General features: G+C 66.1%; 22 protein-coding genes. 16 read left to right on the top strand and 6 right to left on the bottom strand.

The features are described 5' to 3' along the window. Positions 1-19: 19 nt before the first annotated feature. Positions 20-493, bottom strand: coding sequence for a Dps family protein (locus NFH97_RS06475; protein WP_108131144.1), 474 nt, complete (start codon positions 491-493; stop codon positions 20-22). 182 nt (positions 494-675) lie between these two features. Continuing rightward, positions 676-1812: a glycerate kinase gene (locus NFH97_RS06470; RefSeq protein ID WP_349624570.1), complete on the bottom strand. Its 1137-nt coding sequence runs from the start codon at positions 1810-1812 to the stop codon at positions 676-678. Between the two features lie 212 nt (positions 1813-2024). Here NFH97_RS06470 and NFH97_RS06465 point away from each other — a divergent pair, with 212 nt between their 5' ends. The 4 genes from NFH97_RS06465 to NFH97_RS06450 are packed head-to-tail and all read left to right on the top strand — an operon-like array spanning position 2025 to position 4706. Continuing rightward, positions 2025-2558, top strand: coding sequence for a hypothetical protein (locus NFH97_RS06465; RefSeq protein ID WP_108195008.1), 534 nt, complete (start codon positions 2025-2027; stop codon positions 2556-2558). Between the two features lie 17 nt (positions 2559-2575). Continuing rightward, on the top strand, positions 2576-2953 hold the full coding sequence (locus NFH97_RS06460; protein WP_349624569.1) for a hypothetical protein: 378 nt from the start codon (positions 2576-2578) through the stop codon (positions 2951-2953). Positions 2954-2997: 44 nt separating this feature from the next. Then, positions 2998-3657, top strand: coding sequence for a DUF1007 family protein (locus NFH97_RS06455; RefSeq protein WP_349624568.1), 660 nt, complete (start codon positions 2998-3000; stop codon positions 3655-3657). After that, a complete protein-coding gene (locus tag NFH97_RS06450; RefSeq protein WP_349624567.1) occupies positions 3651-4706 on the top strand; it encodes a nickel/cobalt transporter in 1056 nt (351 codons plus the stop codon). The genes NFH97_RS06455 and NFH97_RS06450 overlap by 7 nt, the downstream gene beginning before the upstream one ends. A 108-nt stretch (positions 4707-4814) precedes the next feature. On the opposite strand, the gene NFH97_RS06445 is transcribed toward NFH97_RS06450, so the two are convergent. Further along, positions 4815-5240, bottom strand: a complete 426-nt coding sequence (locus NFH97_RS06445; protein ID WP_045991397.1) for an HIT family protein — start codon at positions 5238-5240, stop codon at positions 4815-4817. Positions 5241-5331: 91 nt separating this feature from the next. Here NFH97_RS06445 and NFH97_RS06440 point away from each other — a divergent pair, with 91 nt between their 5' ends. The 3 genes from NFH97_RS06440 to NFH97_RS06430 all read left to right on the top strand — a co-directional run bounded on the left by NFH97_RS06440 (position 5332) and on the right by NFH97_RS06430 (position 7040). Further along, positions 5332-6078 carry a sulfite exporter TauE/SafE family protein gene (locus tag NFH97_RS06440; protein ID WP_045991398.1) on the top strand — a complete coding sequence of 249 codons (747 nt, stop codon included), beginning with the start codon at positions 5332-5334 and terminating at the stop codon, positions 6076-6078. Between the two features lie 159 nt (positions 6079-6237). Beyond that, positions 6238-6369, top strand: coding sequence for an entericidin A/B family lipoprotein (locus tag NFH97_RS06435; RefSeq protein ID WP_045991399.1), 132 nt, complete (start codon positions 6238-6240; stop codon positions 6367-6369). A 356-nt stretch (positions 6370-6725) separates the two neighbouring features. Next, positions 6726-7040 (top strand): I78 family peptidase inhibitor, encoded by a 315-nt coding sequence (locus tag NFH97_RS06430; RefSeq protein WP_349624566.1) that lies wholly within the window; start codon positions 6726-6728, stop codon positions 7038-7040. A 107-nt stretch (positions 7041-7147) separates the two neighbouring features. Here NFH97_RS06430 and NFH97_RS06425 read toward each other — a convergent pair whose 3' ends face one another. The 3 genes from NFH97_RS06425 to NFH97_RS06415 form a co-directional block, all read right to left on the bottom strand. Next, positions 7148-7651 carry an acyl-CoA thioesterase gene (locus NFH97_RS06425; protein WP_045991401.1) on the bottom strand — a complete coding sequence of 168 codons (504 nt, stop codon included), beginning with the start codon at positions 7649-7651 and terminating at the stop codon, positions 7148-7150. Positions 7652-7821: 170 nt separating this feature from the next. After that, complete coding sequence (locus tag NFH97_RS06420) at positions 7822-9129, bottom strand: short-chain fatty acid transporter (RefSeq protein ID WP_045991402.1); 1308 nt, start codon at positions 9127-9129, stop codon at positions 7822-7824. A 151-nt stretch (positions 9130-9280) separates the two neighbouring features. Continuing rightward, a complete protein-coding gene (locus tag NFH97_RS06415) occupies positions 9281-10624 on the bottom strand; it encodes an MATE family efflux transporter (RefSeq protein WP_231498423.1) in 1344 nt (447 codons plus the stop codon). 439 nt (positions 10625-11063) lie between these two features. Between NFH97_RS06415 and NFH97_RS06410 the strand changes: the two genes are divergently transcribed. From NFH97_RS06410 to NFH97_RS06370, 9 genes are all read left to right on the top strand, one after another. Continuing rightward, positions 11064-11303, top strand: a complete 240-nt coding sequence (locus tag NFH97_RS06410; RefSeq protein WP_349624565.1) for a Flp family type IVb pilin — start codon at positions 11064-11066, stop codon at positions 11301-11303. Between the two features lie 122 nt (positions 11304-11425). Continuing rightward, on the top strand, positions 11426-12319 hold the full coding sequence (gene cpaB / locus NFH97_RS06405; protein WP_349624564.1) for a Flp pilus assembly protein CpaB: 894 nt from the start codon (positions 11426-11428) through the stop codon (positions 12317-12319). A 229-nt stretch (positions 12320-12548) separates the two neighbouring features. Beyond that, on the top strand, positions 12549-13844 hold the full coding sequence (locus NFH97_RS06400; protein ID WP_348827500.1) for a type II and III secretion system protein family protein: 1296 nt from the start codon (positions 12549-12551) through the stop codon (positions 13842-13844). A gap of 43 nt (positions 13845-13887) precedes the next feature. Continuing rightward, entirely contained in the window at positions 13888-15168 is a 1281-nt protein-coding gene (locus tag NFH97_RS06395) for a TadA family conjugal transfer-associated ATPase (protein WP_222515740.1), read from the top strand. After that, positions 15165-16043, top strand: a complete 879-nt coding sequence (locus NFH97_RS06390) for a type II secretion system F family protein (RefSeq protein ID WP_124804983.1) — start codon at positions 15165-15167, stop codon at positions 16041-16043. The genes NFH97_RS06395 and NFH97_RS06390 overlap by 4 nt, the downstream gene beginning before the upstream one ends. 44 nt (positions 16044-16087) lie before the next feature. Beyond that, positions 16088-16966 (top strand): type II secretion system F family protein, encoded by an 879-nt coding sequence (locus NFH97_RS06385; protein ID WP_222568320.1) that lies wholly within the window; start codon positions 16088-16090, stop codon positions 16964-16966. A 22-nt stretch (positions 16967-16988) separates the two neighbouring features. Continuing rightward, the gene (locus NFH97_RS06380; protein WP_349624563.1) at positions 16989-17798 is read left to right on the top strand and encodes a tetratricopeptide repeat protein; all 810 of its coding nucleotides are present in this window, start codon (positions 16989-16991) and stop codon (positions 17796-17798) included. After that, a complete protein-coding gene (locus NFH97_RS06375; RefSeq protein WP_083970208.1) occupies positions 17795-18214 on the top strand; it encodes a DUF3613 domain-containing protein in 420 nt (139 codons plus the stop codon). Before NFH97_RS06380 ends, NFH97_RS06375 begins: the two co-directional genes overlap by 4 nt. 154 nt (positions 18215-18368) lie before the next feature. Further along, positions 18369-19994 carry a pilus assembly protein TadG-related protein gene (locus NFH97_RS06370; RefSeq protein WP_349624562.1) on the top strand — a complete coding sequence of 542 codons (1626 nt, stop codon included), beginning with the start codon at positions 18369-18371 and terminating at the stop codon, positions 19992-19994. Positions 19995-19997 lie beyond the last annotated feature (3 nt).

Genomic DNA, 19997 nt, shown 5'->3' with positions numbered 1-19997 from the left:
TGCGTGGGTCGCTAGGGGGTCAGCCCAGGTAGGCGCCCAGCATCCACACGGTCTTTTCCTGCTCTCGGATGTAGTCTCCGACCTGGGAGGCGGTGCCTTCATCGTCGGCGTCGGAGGCAACGGACAGGATCTCGCGCTGCAGTTCGATCAGCCGCTGGTAGCCTTCCAGCACGCCGCGCACGCAGGCTTCGCCGTCATGCACGTCCTTGGCCTCGGTGATGCGCGACAGCGAGATATAGTCGCTGTAGGCGTGAACCGGCTTGTGACCGAGGGTCAGGATGCGCTCGGCGACCTCGTCCACCTTGGCCAGCAGGTCGGTGTAGAATTCCTCGAATTTTTCGTGGAGTTCGAAGAAGTTCGAGCCCTTCACGTTCCAGTGATAGCCACGAACGTTCATGTAGAAGATCTGGTAGTTGGCCAGGAGCTCGTTGAGCTTTTCGGCCAGATCGCTGGCGCTGCCTGAATGCAGGCCGATGGCGTTAGTGTCGCTCATGCAATACCTCCTTGATCGCTGTGTTCCAGTCTATCCCTAAGGGAGGGCGTTGGAGAGTGAATCTCTTCCATCGCCACGATAGTGTCCATTGATGACGCCTGCCTATGACGTAGGGATGACATAGGGACGACGAAGGCCGCTTTCAAGGGCAGCCCTGTCACCTCGGTAGGCCGGGCCTCCCTTCAACGGCCGATGGCCTGGAGCGTGCGAATCAGGTTCTCGCTTCGATCGGCGAGCAGCTCGGCGCAGCGTTCCAGCGCCTCGTCCAGTGCCATCGGGCCGTCGGCCAGGGCGAAGGCGGCGCTGACGCCCTCGTCCAGCGCCGCCTGCCAGCCCGGCGCCATACGACCGGCCAGCACGATCACCGGCACCCCCTTGGCGCGGGCCGCCCGCGAAATGCCGATCGGGGTCTTGCCCGACAGGCTCTGGCCATCGAGCTGACCCTCGCCGGTGATCACCAGATCCGCTCGTGCCAGGCGTTTGTCCATGCCGGCCTGTTCCATGATCATCTCGATACCGGGGCGAAGCTCGCCGCCAAGGAAGGCAGCGACGGCAAAGCCCATGCCCCCGGCCGCGCCCGTGCCGGGGGCGTCGCGCAGGTCCTCGCCGAGGCACTCGGCGGCCTTGTCGGCCCAGTGCGCCAGGGCGGCGTCCAGGCGCGCTACATCGGCTTCGCTGGCACCCTTCTGGGGACCGAAGACCGCGCTGGCGCCGCGCTCGCCCAGCAGCGGATTGTCCACGTCCACCGCCGCCTCCACCCTGACATCGGCCAGGCGCGAATCGAGCCCCGACAGATCCACCCGTGCCAGTCCCTCGAGTCCCGCCCCGGTGGGGGGAATCGGCTGGTCGTCGGCGTCGAGCAGGCGGGCGCCCAGGGCCACCAGCATGCCGGCGCCCCCGTCGTTGGTGGCGCTGCCGCCCAGGGTAATCAACAGGCGTTCGGCGCCAGCGTCCAGGGCGGCCAGGATCAGTTCGCCGACACCGTGGGTGGTGCTGTCCAGCGCGGTGCGCTCTGACGAGCTCAGCGCCTGCAGGCCGCTGGCCTCGGCCAGCTCGATATAGCCGGTGCGGGACTCTGAGTGCCAACCCCAGGCGGCCTCGGCGGGGCGCCCCAGGGCGTCCTGTACCCTGGCGCTGCGTTTTTCGGCCCCGGTGGCGCCGAGCAGGGCGTCGAGGCTGCCCTCGCCGCCATCGGCCATGGGGCACTCGTCGATGGTGATGTCCGGGTCGGCGCGGCGGGCCCCCTCGGCAATGGCGCGGGCGGCGTCGCTGGCGGCCAGGGCATCCTTGTAGCTGTCGGGGCAGATCAACAGGTTCATGGTCGGTCCTCTGGTGAAAAGGTGGGCGCACGCCTGAGGGGCGACAGGCGGATCGCCGCTGGGCCCGAGGTTCGGCTGGGCGAGCGTTTGCCCGTGGCTCGGGACAGCGTAGACTCTTGACAGTATTTCACGCCCCTGGCTGGGAGGTCCTGATGCAAATGTACAAAAATTTGCCCGATAGAGGCCGCAACATTTGGGCGAAATGCTCATCAGTGGCGGTGCTGGGCCTGTTGCCCTGGCTAAGCGCCTGTCAGAGCACGCCTCAGCAGATGCCGGTGGCGGAACCCGCTCCCTCGTCCGGGTGTCAATGGCCGGTGGTAGCCGGCTCGGTATCCCTGGCCGATGTGGTCACGGTGCTGGAAGGCCGCGACTTCCTGGTGCGTGATACCGATACCGCACTCGGGGTGGTCAGCGCCGAGAAGACCGAGCGCACCACCTACCATAACGCCGACGCCGTGCGCCCACGCCTGGGCGGCTTCGTGCTGGGTGGCAGCGGTGGCCACGTCGGCGCCGGCGTAGGGGTCGGCTTTGGCTCCTGGGGCTGGGGTACCAACGACGATGCGACCCGAGTCGAGCGGGTCTCGGTGGCGCTGGATGGCCAGGACGTCCGTCTGACGCGGGATATTCGCCTGTTTGACTGGACCGGCCAGCTACGTGAGTCGCGCACCGCCAGTGACGCCGACTTCTGTGCATCGGTGCGTCAGCAACTGGCGTCGGTGGCATCCAGCAGCGGGGGTGTGCAATGACGCGAAGGTGGACATCAGTGGAGCGAAAGGCCCCCGGAAAGAGACTGCTGGCGGTGGTGCTGATGGCCGTCTGGCTGTCGGGGTGCGCCGGCTCATCGTCGGTAGCCGAGCCGCCGCGCCAGATGCTGGTCGCGGTAGCGCCCGGGCCGGCCCTGAACGAAACCCTGGCGATGCTGCTTGAGCAGGGCTATGTCATCACCCAGGCCGACGGCGAACTGGGGCGCATCGACGCCTCCCTGGCACGTCCGCCGGGCTATCGCCTCGAGGCGCGGGTCGAGCCTGCCGGCGCCTCCGGTGCCAGCGTCTCGCTGCAAGGCTACCGTGGCGGGCGGCGCCTGCCGCCTGCGGTGGTGGAACCCCTGTTTGTCGAACTACAAGGAAGACTCGCCCGTTGATCTATCTCTCGCGTGCTGTGGCCGGATTTCAGGCCGCTTTGGACTTGCATCGCCGCGCCGTGGCGGCATTTCTTCTGTCTCTCGCGCTGGGCGCCGGCCTGTGGCTGGCGCCCGCCACACTGGCGATGGCGCACCCCCATAGCTGGGTGGATCTGTCGGTGACGCTCGAGACCGACGACCAGGGCAGGGTCACCGCCCTGCGCCAGGTGTGGCGCCTGGATCCCTTCTACAGCCTGGTGCTGCTCGAGGAGGCTCGCGCCGCCGAGGATGGCCAGGACGCCGCGCTGGATCGGCTGGGGGGCGACATGCTGGTCAATCTTGCGCCTCGGGACTTCTTTACCGAGGCCGAGGTCGACGGCAAGGCGCTGGCCTTCGCAGCGGTCAGCGAAGCCACGGTGATGGCCCGTGACGAGCGCGTGGTGCTGCACTTTCGGCTGCCGCTGGCCGAGCCTCAGGACCTTGCCGGCAGTACCCTGGAATATCGCGTCTTCGATCCCTCCTACTACGTCGAGGTGGTGCACGAAGCCGACGACGAGGGGCCTCTGGCCCAGGCGTTGAGCGTGCCGGATGCCTGTCAGGCGTCGATCATCGTCGCCGACCCCGATCCCGAGAAGGTCATGGCGGCGGCCCAGCTCGATGTCGACGATAGCGCCCCCCAGGGGCTCGGTCGCTTCTTTGCCGAGACGGGGCGGGTGTCATGCTGAGCAGGCAGCGACCCTGGCTGCAGTTGGTTCTTGCACTGGGCGTGGTGGCGGTGCTCATCCTGGCGCTCGAGGCCAGCGGTGCGCTGGACGCCCTCGGACACTGGGTCATCGCCATGCAGGCCGACCTGCACCGCCGCTTGACCCAGGCGGTAACGCTGCTCGACCGGACGCCTTCCTCCGACGCCTGGCTGACCTTGATCGGCCTGAGCCTGTTCTACGGTGTCTTCCATGCCGCCGGGCCAGGCCACGGCAAGGCCGTGATCAGCGCCTACCTGGTCTCCCAGGGCGGAGCCTGGCGGCGGGCCCTGGCGCTGTCGGTGGCGGCCGCCCTGCTGCAGGGCGCGGTGGCCATCGTGCTGATCCTGGCGCTGGTGCAGGGACTTGGCTGGCTGACCCGGGAGGCCCTGGGCAGCGTGGTCTGGGTCGAGCGACTGAGCTTTGCGCTGGTCGCGCTGCTGGGCCTGTGGCTGAGTGCACGGGCGCTTGGACGACTGCTCAAGATCGCGCGATCCTCCTCGGCGGACCTGACGCCTTCTCATGATGGCCACCATGGCCCTCATGAAGCGCACCGCCACGACCAACACCACGGTCACCACGAACACCACCACGGTCACCACGAACACCACGATTGCTGCTCCGGCCATCATCATGTCTCGCCCCACGGGCCGCGTCGGGAGGCCTGGCTTGCGGTGCTGGCGATCGGCGCAAGACCCTGCTCAGGGGCGGTGCTGCTGATGGGGGTGACCAGCCTGCTCGGCCAGCCCTGGATGGGGGTGGCCGCGGTACTGGCGATGTCGCTGGGTACCGCCTTGACGGTATCGACGCTGGGGCTTGCCAGCGTGTTGGCGCGGGACTGGGTCGCCGCTCGTGCCGCACGGACCTCCGCCGCTCGTGGTCGAGTGATGGCGCGGCTGGGCGCGCTGGTGGCGCTGACCGGGGGGCTGTTGATCGCCGGGCTCGGGATCCTGCTGATGTCTCAGGTCGGCGCCAGCGACCCCAGCCTGCCACTGATGTCCCCCGGAGGGCGACCAGGGGGACTGGGAGCCTGAGCCAGGCCGCTTCGGCCTGGCTTTCGCGATGGGACCTGGGCTGTAGTCCGCTATCTGGCGGCCCGGGGCCATGCCCGGGGCACTGCCCCGAGCATGACACCGTCTCGTTTAACCCTTGAAGGACAGCCCGCCTGCCAGCGCCAGGATACGGTCCTTGGTGGCGGCAAGGCTGTCCTTGTCGTAGGGCGTCGCCTGCCCCTGACCCCACACCGGGCCAGGCCAGGCGGGGTCTCCCTGGTGGCGAACGATGACGTGGATGTGCAGTTGCGCGACCATATTGCCGAGGCTGGCGATATTGAGCTTGTCGCCGCTGGCATAGGCCTTCAACGCCTTGCCGATGCGGGTGGCCTCTCGCCATAGCTGCTGCTGGTCCTGTTCGGACAGATCGTACACCTCGCTCACCTCGGCGCGGCGCGGGATCAGCACCAGCCAGGGATAGCGGGCGTCGTCCATCAGCCGCAGCTGACACAGTGGCAGTTCGGTGATGGGGTAGCTGTCCGCGACGAGGCGCGGATCGACGACGAAGTCGCTCATGCAAGGCCTCCAGGATGGTGTCCAGCGCCTAGGGTACATCAGAGCGGGTGGGCAGGGTGACAACGTAGATGATTCGAACAGAGGACGACAGATGACGCCAGTCGAGGGAGTGGCCCTGCTGCTTGCGGGTATCGTGGCAGGTTTTATCAATGTGCTGGCGGCCGGGGGCTCGATGCTGACCCTGCCGCTGTTGATGTTTCTGGGCCTGCCGCCGCAGGTGGCCAACGGTACCAACCGGGTGTCGATCACCCTGCAGAGCGTGTCGGCGGTGGCCAACTTCTTCCGCGCCGGTGCCCGTCATATCCGTCTCAGCCTGCGCCTGTCGGTGCCCGCGGTACTGGGCTCGATGCTGGGGGTGTGGCTGGCGCTCAGGGTCAGCGACGCCCTGTTCGAAACCATTTTGATGGTGGTGATGGTGGCCGCGGCGATCATCATGCTGTTGCCCCAGCCGAAGCTCGACACCCGCCCGCTGACCGTCGAGCGACTGACCCCGGGGGTCTATCTGGCGATGTTTGTCATCGGGCTCTATGGCGGCTTCCTGCAGGTGGGTGTCGGCATCCTGTTCATGATCGTGCTCTATCGCATGCTCAAGATCGATCTTGGCCAGGTCAACGCCTTCAAGGTACTGATCATCCTGGTCTACACCCTGCCGGCGCTGGCCATCTTTCTGTGGCACGACCAGGTGCGCTGGAGCTACGGCCTGGTGCTGGCTGCCGGCAGCATGACCGGGGCCTGGCTGGCGGTGAAGGTCAACATGAGTTCCCGTGGCGCCATGGTGGTCAAGTGGCTGACGGTGGCGGTGATTGGCGTGATCATTCTCAAGCTGGCGCTGTCGTGAGGGGCTTCGCAGTTGCCGGACGGCGTCTGGCGTTGTGCCGCGTGGCGGATTACCTCGTCCGAGCGTTGGCTGGGAGGCTAGCGATGGGCGGTGATCGTGCTAGATTGTCAGAGGATGATGTATTTCGCTTACCTGCCTGGCTGCAAGGAGATAGGAACCATGAAAAGGATGCTGTCGTTGATTCTGGTATCAGTATTCACCCTGGCGCTGTTGAACGGCTGCAACACCGTTCGTGGGGTGGGCGAGGATATCGAGAAGGGTGGAGAGGCGATCCAGAAAAGCTCCAGCTAGCCAGAAAAGCTCGGTCTAGCCGGAAACGTTCCCGCTAGACCGAGCCAGGAAACGCAGGGGCAGCGAGAAGAGCCACGGCGGTGAGCCGCCTCGTCGTCGCTGTTCTCCCCATGGGGGCTCTTTGTCGCCGTGCCTCTGCTGACTCGCGCTATCCGTTTCTCCGTCGGAACTTTCCCGTCATTGCTGTCTCCAACAGGTTCCATGTTCGTCGTCCCGACCGCCAGGTCTGTCAGTTGGCAACGAGTTGACCACGGCCTGTCCGTCAGGCGCAGCGTCGTGATAGGTTTTGAGGCGCGCTGCAGCGATACGAGGCTGGCGGGCGCTTGCACAAGGATTTCTGGCACTGGAGGCCATCGATGAAACCACTTCTTCCCCTGCTGCTGGTCGCGGCTCTGGCCGGCTGCTCGTCGTCGTCCGGCGGATCTGGCGAACCGGCACCGCTGCCGCCGGAGCGCGCTCCCCTGGCCGAGGCCTGCGACGCCGAGGCGGTGCAGGGTCTGGTCGGCCAGAGCTACGACGCCAGTTTCGATGAACGGCTCAAGGCCGAGAGCGGGGCCAAGACGGTGCGGGTGCTGCGTCCCGGCGGGGTTGCCACCATGGACCTGCGGCTGGATCGCCTCAACGTGCGCCTGGATGATGCCGATGTCATTCGTGAGCTGGCCTGCGGCTGAGCGTCACGCTGCCCGCCCGGCAATCGACAAGGCCGCCCTTCGGGGCGGCCTTGTTGTGTGGACTTGTTGTGTGAAGACGTATCGAGCTGTCGGGGGATGGTACGCCGTCAGCGCTCGCCCAGTTCCTGGTTCGTTCGCATCTCTTCCTCTTCGGCCTGCTTGCGCAACTTCTTGCGCAGCGCGGCTTTTTCGTAGCGCAGCTTGCGGATCGGCGTGTCCAGGGTCAGCGGAGGCACCGAGGCCGGGCGGCCGTCGGGGTCCACCGCCACCATGGTCAGGTAGCAGCTGTTGGTGTGGCGAATGACCTTCTGGCGGATGTCCTCCGCCACCACCTTGATGCCGATCTCCATGGAAGAGCGGCCCACATGGTTGACGCTGGCCAGAAAGGTCACCAGCTCGCCCACGTGGATCGGTTGCTTGAAGCGCACCTGGTCCACCGACAGGGTCACCACATAATGGCCCGAGTAGCGACTGGCGCAGGCGTAGGCGACCTCGTCGAGCTTCTTGAGGATGGCGCCACCGTGTACCTTGCCACTGAAATTGGCCATGTCGGGGGTCATCAGTACGGTCATGCTCAATTCGTGCTGACCCGGTAGGCTCTGCTCTGCCATCGAAGTTTCCTCGGAATACGGTGCGCGGGGGGGGCTGTTGGCGTCTGTCTGGCGCTCCACCACAGCATAACGCCTTGCCCCCCGGCAAGGGGACAAGGCGCTCGTTGAAAGTCAGTTGTCGCCTCGGCTGTACAGGCCGCCAGGCGCCCGGCTGACGCTCCGGGAGGCCTCTACAGCCAGGTCAGGCAGACCGAGATGATGATACCGGTGACGAACAACTGGATCAGGCAGAAGCCCATGATGTCCTTGGCCTTTAGCCCGGCGATGCCAAGTACCGGCAGCGCCCAGAAGGGCTGCAGCAGGTTGGTCCAGGCGTCACCCCAGGCCACGGCCATGGCTGCACGGGGAATATCTACGCCAAGCGCCTGGGCGGCAGGAATGACCACCGGGGCCTGAACCGCCCACTGGCCGCCGCCGGAGGGCACGAACATGTTGACGATGCCTGCGCTGAGGAAGGTCCAGAACGGCAGGCTGGTCTCGGTGGCAAAGGAGATCATCGCCTCGGACATGGTCTCGGCCAGTCCCGACTGGATCATGATGGCCATGATGCCGGCGTAGAAGGGGAACTGGATGACGATGCCGGCGCCACCCTTGATGCCCTCGTGCAGGCTGTTGAGCAGGCTCTGGGGGGTGCGGTGGAGGATGATGGCCAGGAACAGGAACATGAAGTTGACCACGTTCAGGTTCAGACCGCCGCCGCCGACGAAGTAGCTGATTAGATAGATCAGACCCGGTACGCCTACCAGCAGCGCCAGAGTCATGCTGTTCTCGAGGCGCTCGGCCGGGCGGGTGATGCGTACCCGACGGTCCTCGTCATCTCCCAGCAGCGCCGGATCGACGTAGACGCTTTCCTTTTCGCCGGGCAGCATCAGCCGGTTGACCAGCGGCACCGCGATGAAAAGAGCTAGCACGATCAACAGGTTGAAGTAGGAGAAGATCGTCTCGCTGGTGCCGATCACGCCGATCTGCTCCACCGAGAAGTGGCCATCGGTGGCGATGGTCAGCGGCACCGAGCCGGCAAGACCACCGTGCCAGACCACGAAGCCGGAGTAGGCGCTGGCCACCAGCAGGCGGTAGTCCACCCGAATGACCCGGGCCAGCTCCTTGGCGAACAGGGCGCCGACCACCAGGCCGAAGCCCCAGTTGATCCAGCTGGCCGCCAGCGACACCAGGGTCACCAGCAGGATGGCGGCGCCGGCATTGTTGGCAAGGCCTGCCAGGCTCTGCAGCAGTCGCTTGACCGGCGGTGAGCTTGCCAGCATGAAGCCGGTGACCAGCACCAGCAGCATCTGCATGGAGAAGCTCAGCAGGTTCCAGAAGCCATCACCCCAATAGGTGAGCACGGCCATGGGCGACTGGCGTTCGATGGCGATGGCTGCTGCGGCGGCGATGATCGTCAGCAACAGGACGAAGATGTAGGGATCTGGCAGATAGCGTTCCACCAGTTTCACGGCGGGTCGTGACAATGCTCTCAGCATGGCGTGTATCGCTTCTTCTGGTTGTGAAAGAGGGCCTTCCCGGGCCACTGGGAGTCAACGGTGCCGCAGCAGGCGCCCGTGAGTCAAAACCACCTTTAAGGCAGATAACGTCTCGGCACATTCACCATCGGTGATCTTCGGCCGTCGCTCCTCAGGCGGTGTCACGCCAGCGCGTGCTGCGATAGCGAAGATAGTAGGTCACAAGTACCGCCGAGCGCACTGCGGTAAAGGTCGTAAAGGCCAGCCACAGGCCGTGGTTGCCGAGACCCTGGGTCAGCCACCACAGCGGTAGATAGACCGCCAGACCGATGAAGATGGAGTTGCGCATTTCTGCAATCGCGGTGGCGCCGATGAAGACCCCATCGAGCAGGTAGCTCCACACCGCGATCAGCGGCATGGCGACCATCCAGGGCAGAAACTGGGCCGCCGTGGCGCGCACCTCCGGCAGGCCGGTAAGCAGCGCGATCAGGGCGTTGCCGCCTAGCGCGAAGGCGAGGCTTGCCAGGGCCGCGGTGGCCAGCGAGCACAACGCCGCCGCGCGCACCGAGAGAGCGAAGTCATCGAAACGACGGCGACCGATGGCGTGACCGGTAAGGGCCTCGGCGGCGTTGGCGAAGCCGTCCAGGCCGTAGGAAGTCAGCATGATGAACTGCAGCAGCACCGCGTTGGCGGCCAGCACGGTGTCCCCCTGGGACGCCCCCTGGGCGGTAAAGAAGGCCTGGGCGAACAGCAGGCCAAGGGTGCGCACGAACAGGTTGGCGTTGACCGAGAACAGCTCCCGGTAGGCGCCAATGGTCAACAGTCGCGCCCGCTCGAAATGTCCACCCAGTCGGCCCAGGCGTCGACGGCACAGCCACAGCCCCAGGGCGGCGGTGGTGTAGTCGGCGATTACCGTGGCCCAGGCCACGCCGTCGCTGGTCATGTCGAGCCCCACCACGAACAGCACATCGAGCACGATATTGACGCCGTTGTTGGTCAGCAGCAGCAACAGTGTCACTCGACTGTTCTGCTGGCCGAGGAACCAGCCGAGGATGGCGTAGTTGGCCAGCACCGCTGGCGCCGACAGCAGACGAATGGCGGCATAGCTCTCGGCGAGCCCGGTAGCCTCGGGGCTTCCATCCAGTAGCCATAGCCCCAGCGCGATCAGCGGGTCACCCAGCAGGATCAGCGCAAGTCCGATCCCTCCTGCCAACAGCAACGACTGCCCCAGCAGATGGCGCACCTGATCGTCGCGCTCGCGTCCCAGCGCCTGGGAGGTCAGGCCGGTGGTCCCCATGCGCAGAAAGCCAAACCCCCAGTAGAGGAAGCCGAACAGGGTCGCGCCCAGCGTCACTCCGGCCAGGTAGCGTGAGTCGGGCAGGTGGCCGACCACGGCGGTGTCGACGAGGCCCAGCAGCGGCACCGTGATATTGGACAGGATGATCGGCCAGGCCAGGCCGGCGATGCGCGGCAGGCGTTCGAGGGTGGACGAGAAGGTGCTGGTGGAGGTCGACACGATGAAAGGCCTGTTCGGCTGAAGGCAAGGGCGCAACGGGACGGCGGCGAGGTGGGCAAGTGTCCGGTGATGGGGGAAGTGGGTCAAGGCCATGACCCCAAGGCGACGGCCTCAAGGTAATGCCGTCGCCAGGCATGGCGGTCGCGTTGCGGGAAGTGGTTGCTCAGGGCAGGGCCATGTCTGGAGTTGAAATGTCCGATATATCATTCAAGTGTCATCTCGTGTGATGAAACAATCTGTATCTCCTGTTAATCAATAGATACGTTTGGTTTCATTCTAGAGGATGACAAAAATAGTCAGGATGACTACTAATAAAGGGAGGTCGATATTAATAAAAAAGGATTAATAAAAGGCAGGAGGTATAAGAAGAAAACAGGAATCACTCGCGAAAAGCTGACGATATACAAAGAAAAAAACGATTTTACGCAGGAGTGTCAAAATGAAAGTATTCCAGCGCTTTTCCCGGGGCGAGGCGGCCCCTGTGCGCAATATTTCCACCCTGAATCACCCCCGCTACCGTGGACAGCGCGGTGCTACCGCTATCGAGTATGGCGTTGTCGTGGCTCTTATAGCCGCCGCGCTTTTTCTGGTTTTCGGTGGCGGTGAAGCCGGGACACTGACAACACTTCTGGACGGCCTTCTGGATGACGTCAAAAGCGCACTTACTACCGAGGGTTGAGATGGTTTTTTAAATAATGACCTTCTTTTCGATTGGCTTCGGGTAAGTGCGTAAGTGGTGGAGACTAGCTGATGGCAAGTTCCGGCGAGAAAGAAAGCCTTAGTCCACGTGTCTTGAGGGCAATGGCAGCAATCCTGGTGATTGTTGCCCTTGGGCTGGCAATTGTTGGCTGGAATCTAGGTTCCAAAGGGGACCCGTCTAAAGGCGCTAACGTCGCGCTAGAGACCATTTCCCCCGAACCTCTGGGCCATCCGGTTCTGGTGGCGGCCAGGGACCTGGCAGCGGGGGAACGTCCTGCCGATCTCGAAGACGCGTTGCGCCTGGCCTACTTCCCCGAGCCGCCTGCAAGCACCTTCTCTGCTCTCGATCAGTTGCCCGACACGCGCCTGGCACGTCCTCTGGCGGAAGGCGACGTGCTGCGTGAAAGCGGCTTTGTCGGTGGCAGCGCTCTGGCCGAGGTGGTGCCACCGGGCTTTCGCGCGGTGGGGGTCGGCATCGATGCGGTGATCGGTGGCGGTGGTTTCGTCGCCCCGGGGGATCGCGTCGACGTGCTCTATTTTGCCGAGGCTCAGGGGGATGGTGGCGAGCGACACCGCCTGGCGCGACGACTGTTTGCCGACGTGTCGGTGCTGGGGGTCGGCGAGCGACTGGTGGGCGTGGACGGTGACGACGAAAAGGGTGGAGAGCGCACCGCGGTGCTGGCGATGCCCGAGACCGAGACCGCCCGGTTGCTGCTGGCCGAGACCACCGGGCGGCTGCGCCTGGCGGTGGTGGGCAGCGAGGAGGCCGCCGGCTTTGGCGAGGGGATCGATGATCTGCGCATGATGGCAGGCGGCGCCAGCTTCCTGCCGGTATCCCTGGGCCAGAGCCTCAGTGAGCCGGGCCAGACCGTCAGCTTCGAGGAGTTGACCGGTGTCGAGCGACCGGCAGCGAAAAGTGCTCCCGCGCCGCCACAGACCGGCTATCGGGTGGTGCAGCACGTCGGCGCCAGTCGCAGCGTGGTCACCCTGCCGTGACGGCGGTGGAGGAAGCAGGCAGACAACCATAACGAGAGGCCGGTAGTCGCCGAGGGAAAGGCGAGATACCGCGCCCGCGCAGGGAACAGGAAGGACCATGACGCGAGACAATGAGATCGTCCCACGCAGATCGGGGCGCGGGGGTACGTGCGCCGGAACACCGGTTAGCCGTCTGGCGAACGCGGCCCCCTCGGCACCGTGCCTGATGTTCGGCCTTGGGCGTAGCCTGGTGCTTGGCCTTGTAGTCGGTCTGGCACTTATGCTGGCCGGCGTCACGACAAGCAACGGCCAGGCGCTGGCGCAACAGCCGCCGCTGACCCTGGCGGTCGGCGATCAGGAGTGGCTGGGCCAGCCCGGCCGTATCACCCGCACGGCGGTGGGGCGGGGAGACGTGGTCGAGGCCCAGGTTCTGGACCCGCGTTCGCTGCTGGTCACCGCGGTGGGGCCGGGCAGCACCACCCTCAAGGTGTGGACGGCGGGGGCCAGCCAGCCCCGTGAGACGCTCATTCAGGTACGTCCCGCCGGCGGCGAGGGGCTCGAAGGCGAGTACTCGCTGGCCCCCCATTCTTCCAGCGCCGAGATCCGTGGCGTTACGAGGTCGCTGGAACGCCACGATCAGGCGGTGTCACGCTTCGCTACCCCTCCCATCGATGCCAGCCAGCAGCTAGGCCCTGTTCAGGTGCAGACGGATATCCGCGTCGTCGAGGTCAACCGCAGTCGCATGGCCTCGGCCGGCTTCTTCATCGGTCGCAACCAGGCCGGCTCGACCCGCTTCGCGCTGGGGCGCAGCGACGAGACCCTCGACTTCCTTTCTGGCGGTGCGGTGGCACCCAACGCCGGAGACGGTGGCTTCTCGATCATCCAGGTCAACACCAGCGGGGTGCTTTCGGCGATCAGTGCGCTGAGCGCCAACGGCTTCGCCTACACCCTGGCCGAACCCAGCCTGGTCAGCCTGTCGGGCCAGACCGCCAGCTTCCTGGCCGGTGGCGAGTTTCCCTTCCCGGTGCAAAGCGGCGATGACGAGATCAGCGTCGACTTCAAGGAGTTCGGTATTCGCCTGCAGCTGACGCCGACGGTGCTCGATGAGCGTCGGATCATGCTCAAGGTGGCGCCCGAGGTGTCCGAACTCGACTTCTCCCGGGGCGTGCAGACCGCAGGAGTGGCGGTGCCGGCACTCAACGTGCGCAGGACCGACACCACCGTGCAGCTCGGCAACGGCGAGAGCTTCATCATCAGTGGCCTGGTCAGTCGCAACATCATCCAGAGCGTGGACAAGATTCCGGGGCTTGGCGATATCCCGGTGATCGGCAGCTTCTTTCGCTCCACCCGACTGGATCGCGACGAGAAGGAGCTGGTGATGATCGTGACCCCCCACCTGGTGCGGCCACTTGCTGCCGGCGTCGATCTGGGGCCGATGCCTGGGGAGGCTTTCGAGGACTATGACCCCAATTTTCTCGAGCTGATGTTCGATCCCCGTGATGCCCAGGAGATCCAGCGTGTCTCCGAGGTCGGCTTCAGTCCCTGAAGGTTGGCGTTCGACGGCTGGTGTTCGGAGATCAGGAGGATGCATGCACTTTCGTCAAAAGCGAGTCCAGGAAACTGAGCCCCAGTCCGCCCCGGTCGTGGGGCCTGGGCTGGTCAGCGAGTTGCACCAGCTGGTCATCGAGCGCCTCGAGGATGATTCACGGGGGCTGCTGGACGATCCGCTGCAGCTACGCCAGCGGGTGCGGGAGCTGATCGAGGAGACCCTCAGACTCAGGGGCTACGCCCGTTCCGACGAGTGTCTCGAGCGGCTGGTCGAAGGTGTCTGCCGCGAGCTCAACGGCTTTGGGCCGCTGGAGCCGCTGCTCGCCGATGACGGTATCTCGGACATCCTGATCAACGGCCATTCCCAGGTGTTTATCGAGCGCGGTGGTCGGCTCGAACCCTGCGCGGTCAACTTCCTCGACGACGACCATGTGCTGAGGGTGGTGCGACGCATGCTGGCCCCCCTGGGTAAACGGCTGGACGAGTCGAGCCCCATGGTCGACGCGCGACTGGCCGACGGCTCCCGGGTCAACGCCATCATCGCGCCGCTGTCGCTCAATGGCCCCAGCGTGTCGATTCGCAAGTTTCGCCGCGAGGCGCTGGGTGCCGATGACCTGGTGGCCATGGGCAGTGTGCCGCCCAACCTCATGACCTTTCTGCGCCGGGCGGTGGAAGAGCGCTGCAATGTGCTGATCAGCGGTGGCACCGGTGCCGGCAAGACCACCCTGCTCAACGTCTTGAGTGGGGCGATACCGGCCAGCCAGCGGGTGGTGACCATCGAGGACAGCGCCGAGCTGCAACTCGCGAGCCAACACGTGGTACGCCTCGAGACCCGGGCGCCAAACATCGAAGGCGAGGGCGAAGTCGGCGCCAGCGCCCTGGTCAAGAACGCCCTGCGCATGCGTCCTGACCGGGTGCTGCTGGGGGAGAGCCGGGGCGACGAGGTGCTCGACATGCTGCAGGCCATGAATACCGGCCACCAGGGCTCCATGAGCACGGTGCACGCCAACTCCGCCGGCGACGCCGTGGTGCGCCTGGAAATGATGGTACGGATGTCACGCTTTCAGGGCACCGACGCCCTGGTACGCCAGATCATCACCACCGCCCTCGATCTGATCGTCCATGTGGAGCGGGGCAGCGACGGCAAGCGTCGGGTGGCCGAGGTACTGCGAGTCGGTGGTCTCCAGCGCGGCGAAGTCCAGCTGGAGCCCTTGTACCGAGCCGGCGGTGGCGCGGTGCCCTCGCTGCAGCCACCGGGCGACGATGACTCACCGATCGGCTGGCGCCGGCTGCTGAGCTCCCTGCAGGAGCCTTCGCCATGACGGTCTGGGGGATGTTTTCGCTGGTAGCCCTATGCCTGGGGGGCGCCGCCTGGCTGCTGCTGAAGAGCGCCAGTGCGCTTACAGAACGCGCCGCAGGTGGCACACGTACCGCCCGGCGGCGGCTGATGTCCCAGGATTCGTTGATGGAGTGGCTGGTGGAGCGACTCACCGCAGCGGGGCTGCCGGCCTCGCCGGCCGTCGTGGCGCTGTCGGGAGGCTGCCTGCTGGTGCTGGCGATGCTACTGCTGTCGCGGCTGGGGGCGGTGTGGGGCCCCGCCATGGTGCTGGTCATGGTGCTGGCAGCCAACGCCCTGATTCGCTTCAGAGCGGCGAGGCTGCGACGCCGGGCGAGGCGCCAGCTTGGGCCCTTTCTTGGGCATATCACGCGAGGCCTCAGCGCCGGTCAGGGCCTGGAAACCGCCTTCGAACAGGCCATCAAGCGCTCTCGACCGCCGTTGTCGGATGCCCTTTCCCGGGTAAAGCTGCGTCGCCAGCTGGGCCAGGAGCTGGACGAGGGCCTGGCCCGGGAGGGCCAGATACTCAGGCTCGACGAACTGCGGCTGCTGGCCACCGCGATACGCATCAATCAGCGTCACGGCGGCAGCCTTTCCGAGATGCTCGACGCCTTCGCCTCGGCCCTGCATCAACGCGAGCAAAGCGGCCGAGAACTCGCCGCCATGACCGGCGAGACCCGCGTCAGCGCCTGGGTGCTGGGACTGTCGCCGCTGGCGTTGACGCTGTTTATCCACTTCACCCAGCCGGAATTTCTGGCACCGATGCTCGAAAGCGCCGGCGGACGCCAGGCGTTGATGCTGGCGGTGGCGCTGCAGCTCGGCGGCGGCTGGCTGCTGTGGCGAATGCTCAAGTCGGTGTAAACCCGGGCGCGTCGCGACATGACGATAACGAACAGGAGGCGCGGATGTGGAACCTATGGTGGAGCGGGGCGGTGATGGCGTTGGCGCTGGCGGCGTCACTGCTGTTGATCAGCGCCCGCCGGCCGCTGGGCGCCGAGGGCGAGCGACGCCACGACGAATCCCGGCTGCTGCGCGAGGGGCGCGGCCTGTGGCGTAGTCGGTCCCGTCAGCAGGGCATGGCGGCGCGACTGTCGCTGCGTCTGCGCCAGTGTGGGCATGTCGGTGCCAAGGCGCAGCTTGCGGTGTTGCTGGCCTGGGGCGTGCTCGCTGTCGGTGCGGTGATGCTGGGGGGGCTTCTGGCGCTGGCCGGTGGTAGGCCACCGTTGGCGGTGGTCGCCATGGGAGCCGCCTGGGGAGGCTTCGCGCTCGGGCTCGGCTGGCTCGCCATGGAGCGCAAGCGGCGGCGGCGCATTCGGCGACTCGACGAGGATATCGAGCTGGTGCTGCAGGTGACGCGGATGCTGTGGGACACCGGCATGACCCTGGAGAGCCTGCTCAACCGGCTGATCCAGCAGCTTGGTGCGACCACCCCGGACATGGTGCTGGAGCTACGTGTCGTGGCCAATCGTATCGACAGCGGCCAGGACCGGGAACGGGTGCTGGAAGAGGCGGCCGCGGTGCAGGCCAGCGAAGGGGTCGAGCAGTTCTTTCTGCTGTTCGCCCAGATCGCCCGTACCGGCGGGCGAGCCAGGGATAGTCTGGCGACCCTGGTCGATCGCCTCGGGGCGCAGCGGCGTACCCGGCTGCAACAGAAGGTCAGCCAGCTCTCCGGCACCATGTCGCTGGTCATGATGCTGTGCCTGTTTCCCGCCCTGCTGATCGTCATGGCAGGGCCTGCGCTGGTCAACCTGAGCGGCCTGATGGGGTCGCTCGGTGGACCATGACAACGGATCGCTGGAGGCGCCCATGCGCATGACAACAACGCTGAACAAGCGCTCGCCATCACCGAAGATGCGTCCCCTGTGGCTGGCCACCGGTGTGGTGCTGATGACCGGATGCTCGAGTACACCGGATGGCCCGACGTCGATGGCGGCGCTGGGCGCGCTGTCACCGGACATCTCGCGGGCCGCCCCGGAGCAGAGCGTCGGCCCCTGTGGCCGACGCTACGACGCCGAGATCGGCGTCGAGCTGTCGCTGATCCAGCGCATGCTGGACGACGACAAGCCGCGCTCGGCCGCGGCCCATCTAGAGGCCGGCGACTATGGTCTACCGCTGGCCTGGCGGCTTGAGGGCGAGGCGCTACGCGCCGTCGGCGACACTGTCGCCAGCGACCGGGCCTACGAGGCCCTGCTGGGCACCTGCCTGGCCGCGGACGGCTATCGCGGGTTGGCCCGCAATGCCTTCAGTGAGGGACGGCGTGAGCAGGCGCTGGCGCTGATGCGCGAAGCCCGCCAGACACGGCCGATTGATCCACGCATTCGCAACGACCTGGGCTATCTGCTGATGCTGGCGGGGGACAATCGGGCCGCTGCCGAGGAGTTCCGCACCGCGCTCGAGCTGGACCCGGGGCACGAGCAGGCCGCCGCCAATCTGGTGCTGGCGCTGAGCCGCAGCGGACAGCGGCAGCGTGCCGCCGACGCCGCCCGGCACTTCGGCGTGGATGCACGGCTGGTGGGCGTGCGCGATAGCGCTGCAGCCACAGAGCTCTCTGCATCGGGCTCGGCATCGCGGTCGGTATCACGTCCGGGGGCGCAGGCCGAGAGTGAAGAGTCATGAAGCCTCGTCGATCCATCCATCCGTGCAAGGAGCGCCTGTCCATGCTGTCGAACCTGTTGTCGAAAAAGACCTTGCTCGAGCCGCGAACGCTGGTCACCGTCGCCCTTATCTGCCTGCTGGTCAGTCTGGCGCTGGTGTTCTGGCCCGACAGTGCCAGCGCGCAGCAGACAGGAACCGCGCAGACCAGCTCCCAGGCCGTTGCCTCGTCGCAGGTCGTGCGCCTGCCGGCCACCCGGGATCCCTTCGGCGAGCGTACCCGCACGCTGCTGGCCGTCCAGCGCGACGGGCGCCTGGCGTCACCCTCGCCCCAGGCGCTTTCGGGCAAGGTGCAAGGTCAGATCTACCAGCGCTATGTGGACAGCTTCGGCCACCCGATTCCTGAGCGCTATATCGAGACGGGCTTTGGCGAGGACTAGACGTGCCATGGCGCCATCGCCGCGGGTTGAGCCCTGGCCGAATCACGTAACCGGAAAGGCCAGAAACGGCTGGCCGGAGGGCGATCGTGCTCAGGCGATTGGGCGAGCGAAGGAGCGCAGGTGTGGCCCAGCCTCCCAGCGTGGCGCCATCGGCGTGATGACCGCCTTCTTGCTGGTGGGACTGGTGGTGGTGGTGACGCTGGCACTGGACGCCGGTCGCCTGTATCTCGAGCAGCGCCGACTTCAGCAGGCTGCCGACCTGGCGGCGGTCTCGACGGCAGCAGGCTGCGACGCGCTGTTTCAGGGCGAGGCGTGCCGCTCGGGAGAGCTGCGCCAGGCCGCCATCGCCGCCGCCGCGGCCAACGGCGTCGTCGTGGGCGCCGATAGCGAACAGGGCGAGGCCACTCTGGCGGTGACCCAGGGGGCGCTGGACGATGAAGGTGCTTTTGATGACGAGGCGGGACTGGCCAACGCCGTCAGCGTGGTCCTGAACCGCCAGGTGCCCAGCAGCCTGCTGGCCAACCTGGGAGAGCTGCTCGGGAACGAGGTGGAAGATCTGGTCATGCTCCAGGCCAGCGGTGTGGCGCGGCGAACCGCGGTGGTGACCCTGAGCGCCGGCACCCGCCTGCTTGCGCTCGATACCAGCGAGTCGACGCTGCTCGATGCGCTGCTCGGCAAGCTGATCGGGGGGAGTCTCGATCTCACCGTGCTGGGTGCAGATGACGGCGTGGGCCTGGACGTCAGCCTGGGCGAGGTGCTGGACGTGGACGCGCTGGACGTCGACCTCGATGAGGGCCTGACTCAGAACTTGGCCCAGACCTTGAACGAACCTCTGAATCTGCACACGCTGGGCAGTCGACTGGCATCGGTGTTGGATCTGGCGGGTGGCAACCCGGTGCTTGGCGACGCGCCAGGCGAGAGCTTCACCCTGGGCGAGCTGCTGGCGATCGATACCAGCGGCGAAGTGTCGATGACATCCTTGCTCGAGGCGCGCGTTCCGGTACGGGATCTGCTCGAAGGGGCGCTGCTGCTGACGACCAGCAAGCAGCAGGATGGCGTCAACCTCGGCGTGGCCGATCTCTCGCCGCTTGTTGTCGGCCTGGGGCTAGGCCTTGCCGATATCTCGCTTGAACTCGACGTTATCTCGCCGCCGAGCATCGCCGTGGGCCCTCCGGGGCCCTCAGCGGCAAGCCTCGCGAGCGATTGTGCACCTTCCAGTTGCTATCGCAGCGTGGCACGCAATGCCCAGCTCGGGCTGGCGCTGGATGTCGAGCTGAATGTTCTTGGGCTGATCGGTGTGAAGGCGAGCACGCGAGTGACCGGGGCCAGTGGCAAGGCGGCGATCGGTTCACTGGCCCCAGCGGACGATAGCCTCGCGCTGACGCTCGCCGCCAGGCGCGAAATGCTCGAGGTTACCCAGTCGGTGGAGGGTACTGGATTGCTCGGCATCGGCTCGGTGTCGCAGACCGTGCGCTCCGGCGGGACTGGTGATGCCACGCAGCTCATCCGCTGGCCAGCGCAGAAGGGAGCGGAGTTCGATGACCAGGGGGGGGCTCAACTGACCGGCGTGCTCAGCGGCCTGCTATCAGACCTGGGGCTCTCGGCGCTGTTGTCCGGGACCCTCACGGACGTCAATACGATACTGCTCGAGCCGCTGCTCGAGGGGTTGGGCATCGGTATCAACACCCTGGAGGTGCGGGTGCTGGCGGTGGACGCCGGAGGCGTCGAGTCGTTGACTGCCTGCGAGGCAACCCAGGCCGGCTGTCGAGGAGGAACCTAGACC

The organism is Halomonas sp. SCS19 (genome assembly GCF_040147015.1).
GTDB lineage: Bacteria > Pseudomonadota > Gammaproteobacteria > Pseudomonadales > Halomonadaceae > Halomonas > Halomonas litopenaei.
The sequence above is the reverse complement of the archived record's forward strand: the minus strand, read 5'-3'. Positions and strand labels throughout refer to the sequence as shown.

What these genes read in the sequence shown, in the direction of transcription:
- NFH97_RS06475 (WP_108131144.1), bottom strand. Translation starts at nt 493, where the DNA reads ATGAGCGACACTAACGCCATCGGCCTGCATTCAGGCAGCGCCAGCGAT.
- NFH97_RS06435 (WP_045991399.1), top strand. Translation starts at nt 6,238, where the DNA reads ATGAAAAGGATGCTGTCGTTGATTCTGGTATCAGTATTCACCCTGGCG.
- NFH97_RS06375 (WP_083970208.1), top strand. Translation starts at nt 17,795, where the DNA reads ATGAAGCCTCGTCGATCCATCCATCCGTGCAAGGAGCGCCTGTCCATG.
- NFH97_RS06395 (WP_222515740.1), top strand. Translation starts at nt 13,888, where the DNA reads ATGCACTTTCGTCAAAAGCGAGTCCAGGAAACTGAGCCCCAGTCCGCC.
- NFH97_RS06440 (WP_045991398.1), top strand. Translation starts at nt 5,332, where the DNA reads ATGACGCCAGTCGAGGGAGTGGCCCTGCTGCTTGCGGGTATCGTGGCA.
- NFH97_RS06450 (WP_349624567.1), top strand. Translation starts at nt 3,651, where the DNA reads ATGCTGAGCAGGCAGCGACCCTGGCTGCAGTTGGTTCTTGCACTGGGC.
- NFH97_RS06420 (WP_045991402.1), bottom strand. Translation starts at nt 9,129, where the DNA reads ATGCTGAGAGCATTGTCACGACCCGCCGTGAAACTGGTGGAACGCTAT.
- NFH97_RS06430 (WP_349624566.1), top strand. Translation starts at nt 6,726, where the DNA reads ATGAAACCACTTCTTCCCCTGCTGCTGGTCGCGGCTCTGGCCGGCTGC.
- cpaB (WP_349624564.1), top strand. Translation starts at nt 11,426, where the DNA reads ATGGCAGCAATCCTGGTGATTGTTGCCCTTGGGCTGGCAATTGTTGGC.
- NFH97_RS06385 (WP_222568320.1), top strand. Translation starts at nt 16,088, where the DNA reads ATGTGGAACCTATGGTGGAGCGGGGCGGTGATGGCGTTGGCGCTGGCG.
- NFH97_RS06390 (WP_124804983.1), top strand. Translation starts at nt 15,165, where the DNA reads ATGACGGTCTGGGGGATGTTTTCGCTGGTAGCCCTATGCCTGGGGGGC.
- NFH97_RS06380 (WP_349624563.1), top strand. Translation starts at nt 16,989, where the DNA reads ATGCGCATGACAACAACGCTGAACAAGCGCTCGCCATCACCGAAGATG.
- NFH97_RS06425 (WP_045991401.1), bottom strand. Translation starts at nt 7,651, where the DNA reads ATGGCAGAGCAGAGCCTACCGGGTCAGCACGAATTGAGCATGACCGTA.
- NFH97_RS06470 (WP_349624570.1), bottom strand. Translation starts at nt 1,812, where the DNA reads ATGAACCTGTTGATCTGCCCCGACAGCTACAAGGATGCCCTGGCCGCC.
- NFH97_RS06410 (WP_349624565.1), top strand. Translation starts at nt 11,064, where the DNA reads ATGAAAGTATTCCAGCGCTTTTCCCGGGGCGAGGCGGCCCCTGTGCGC.
- NFH97_RS06445 (WP_045991397.1), bottom strand. Translation starts at nt 5,240, where the DNA reads ATGAGCGACTTCGTCGTCGATCCGCGCCTCGTCGCGGACAGCTACCCC.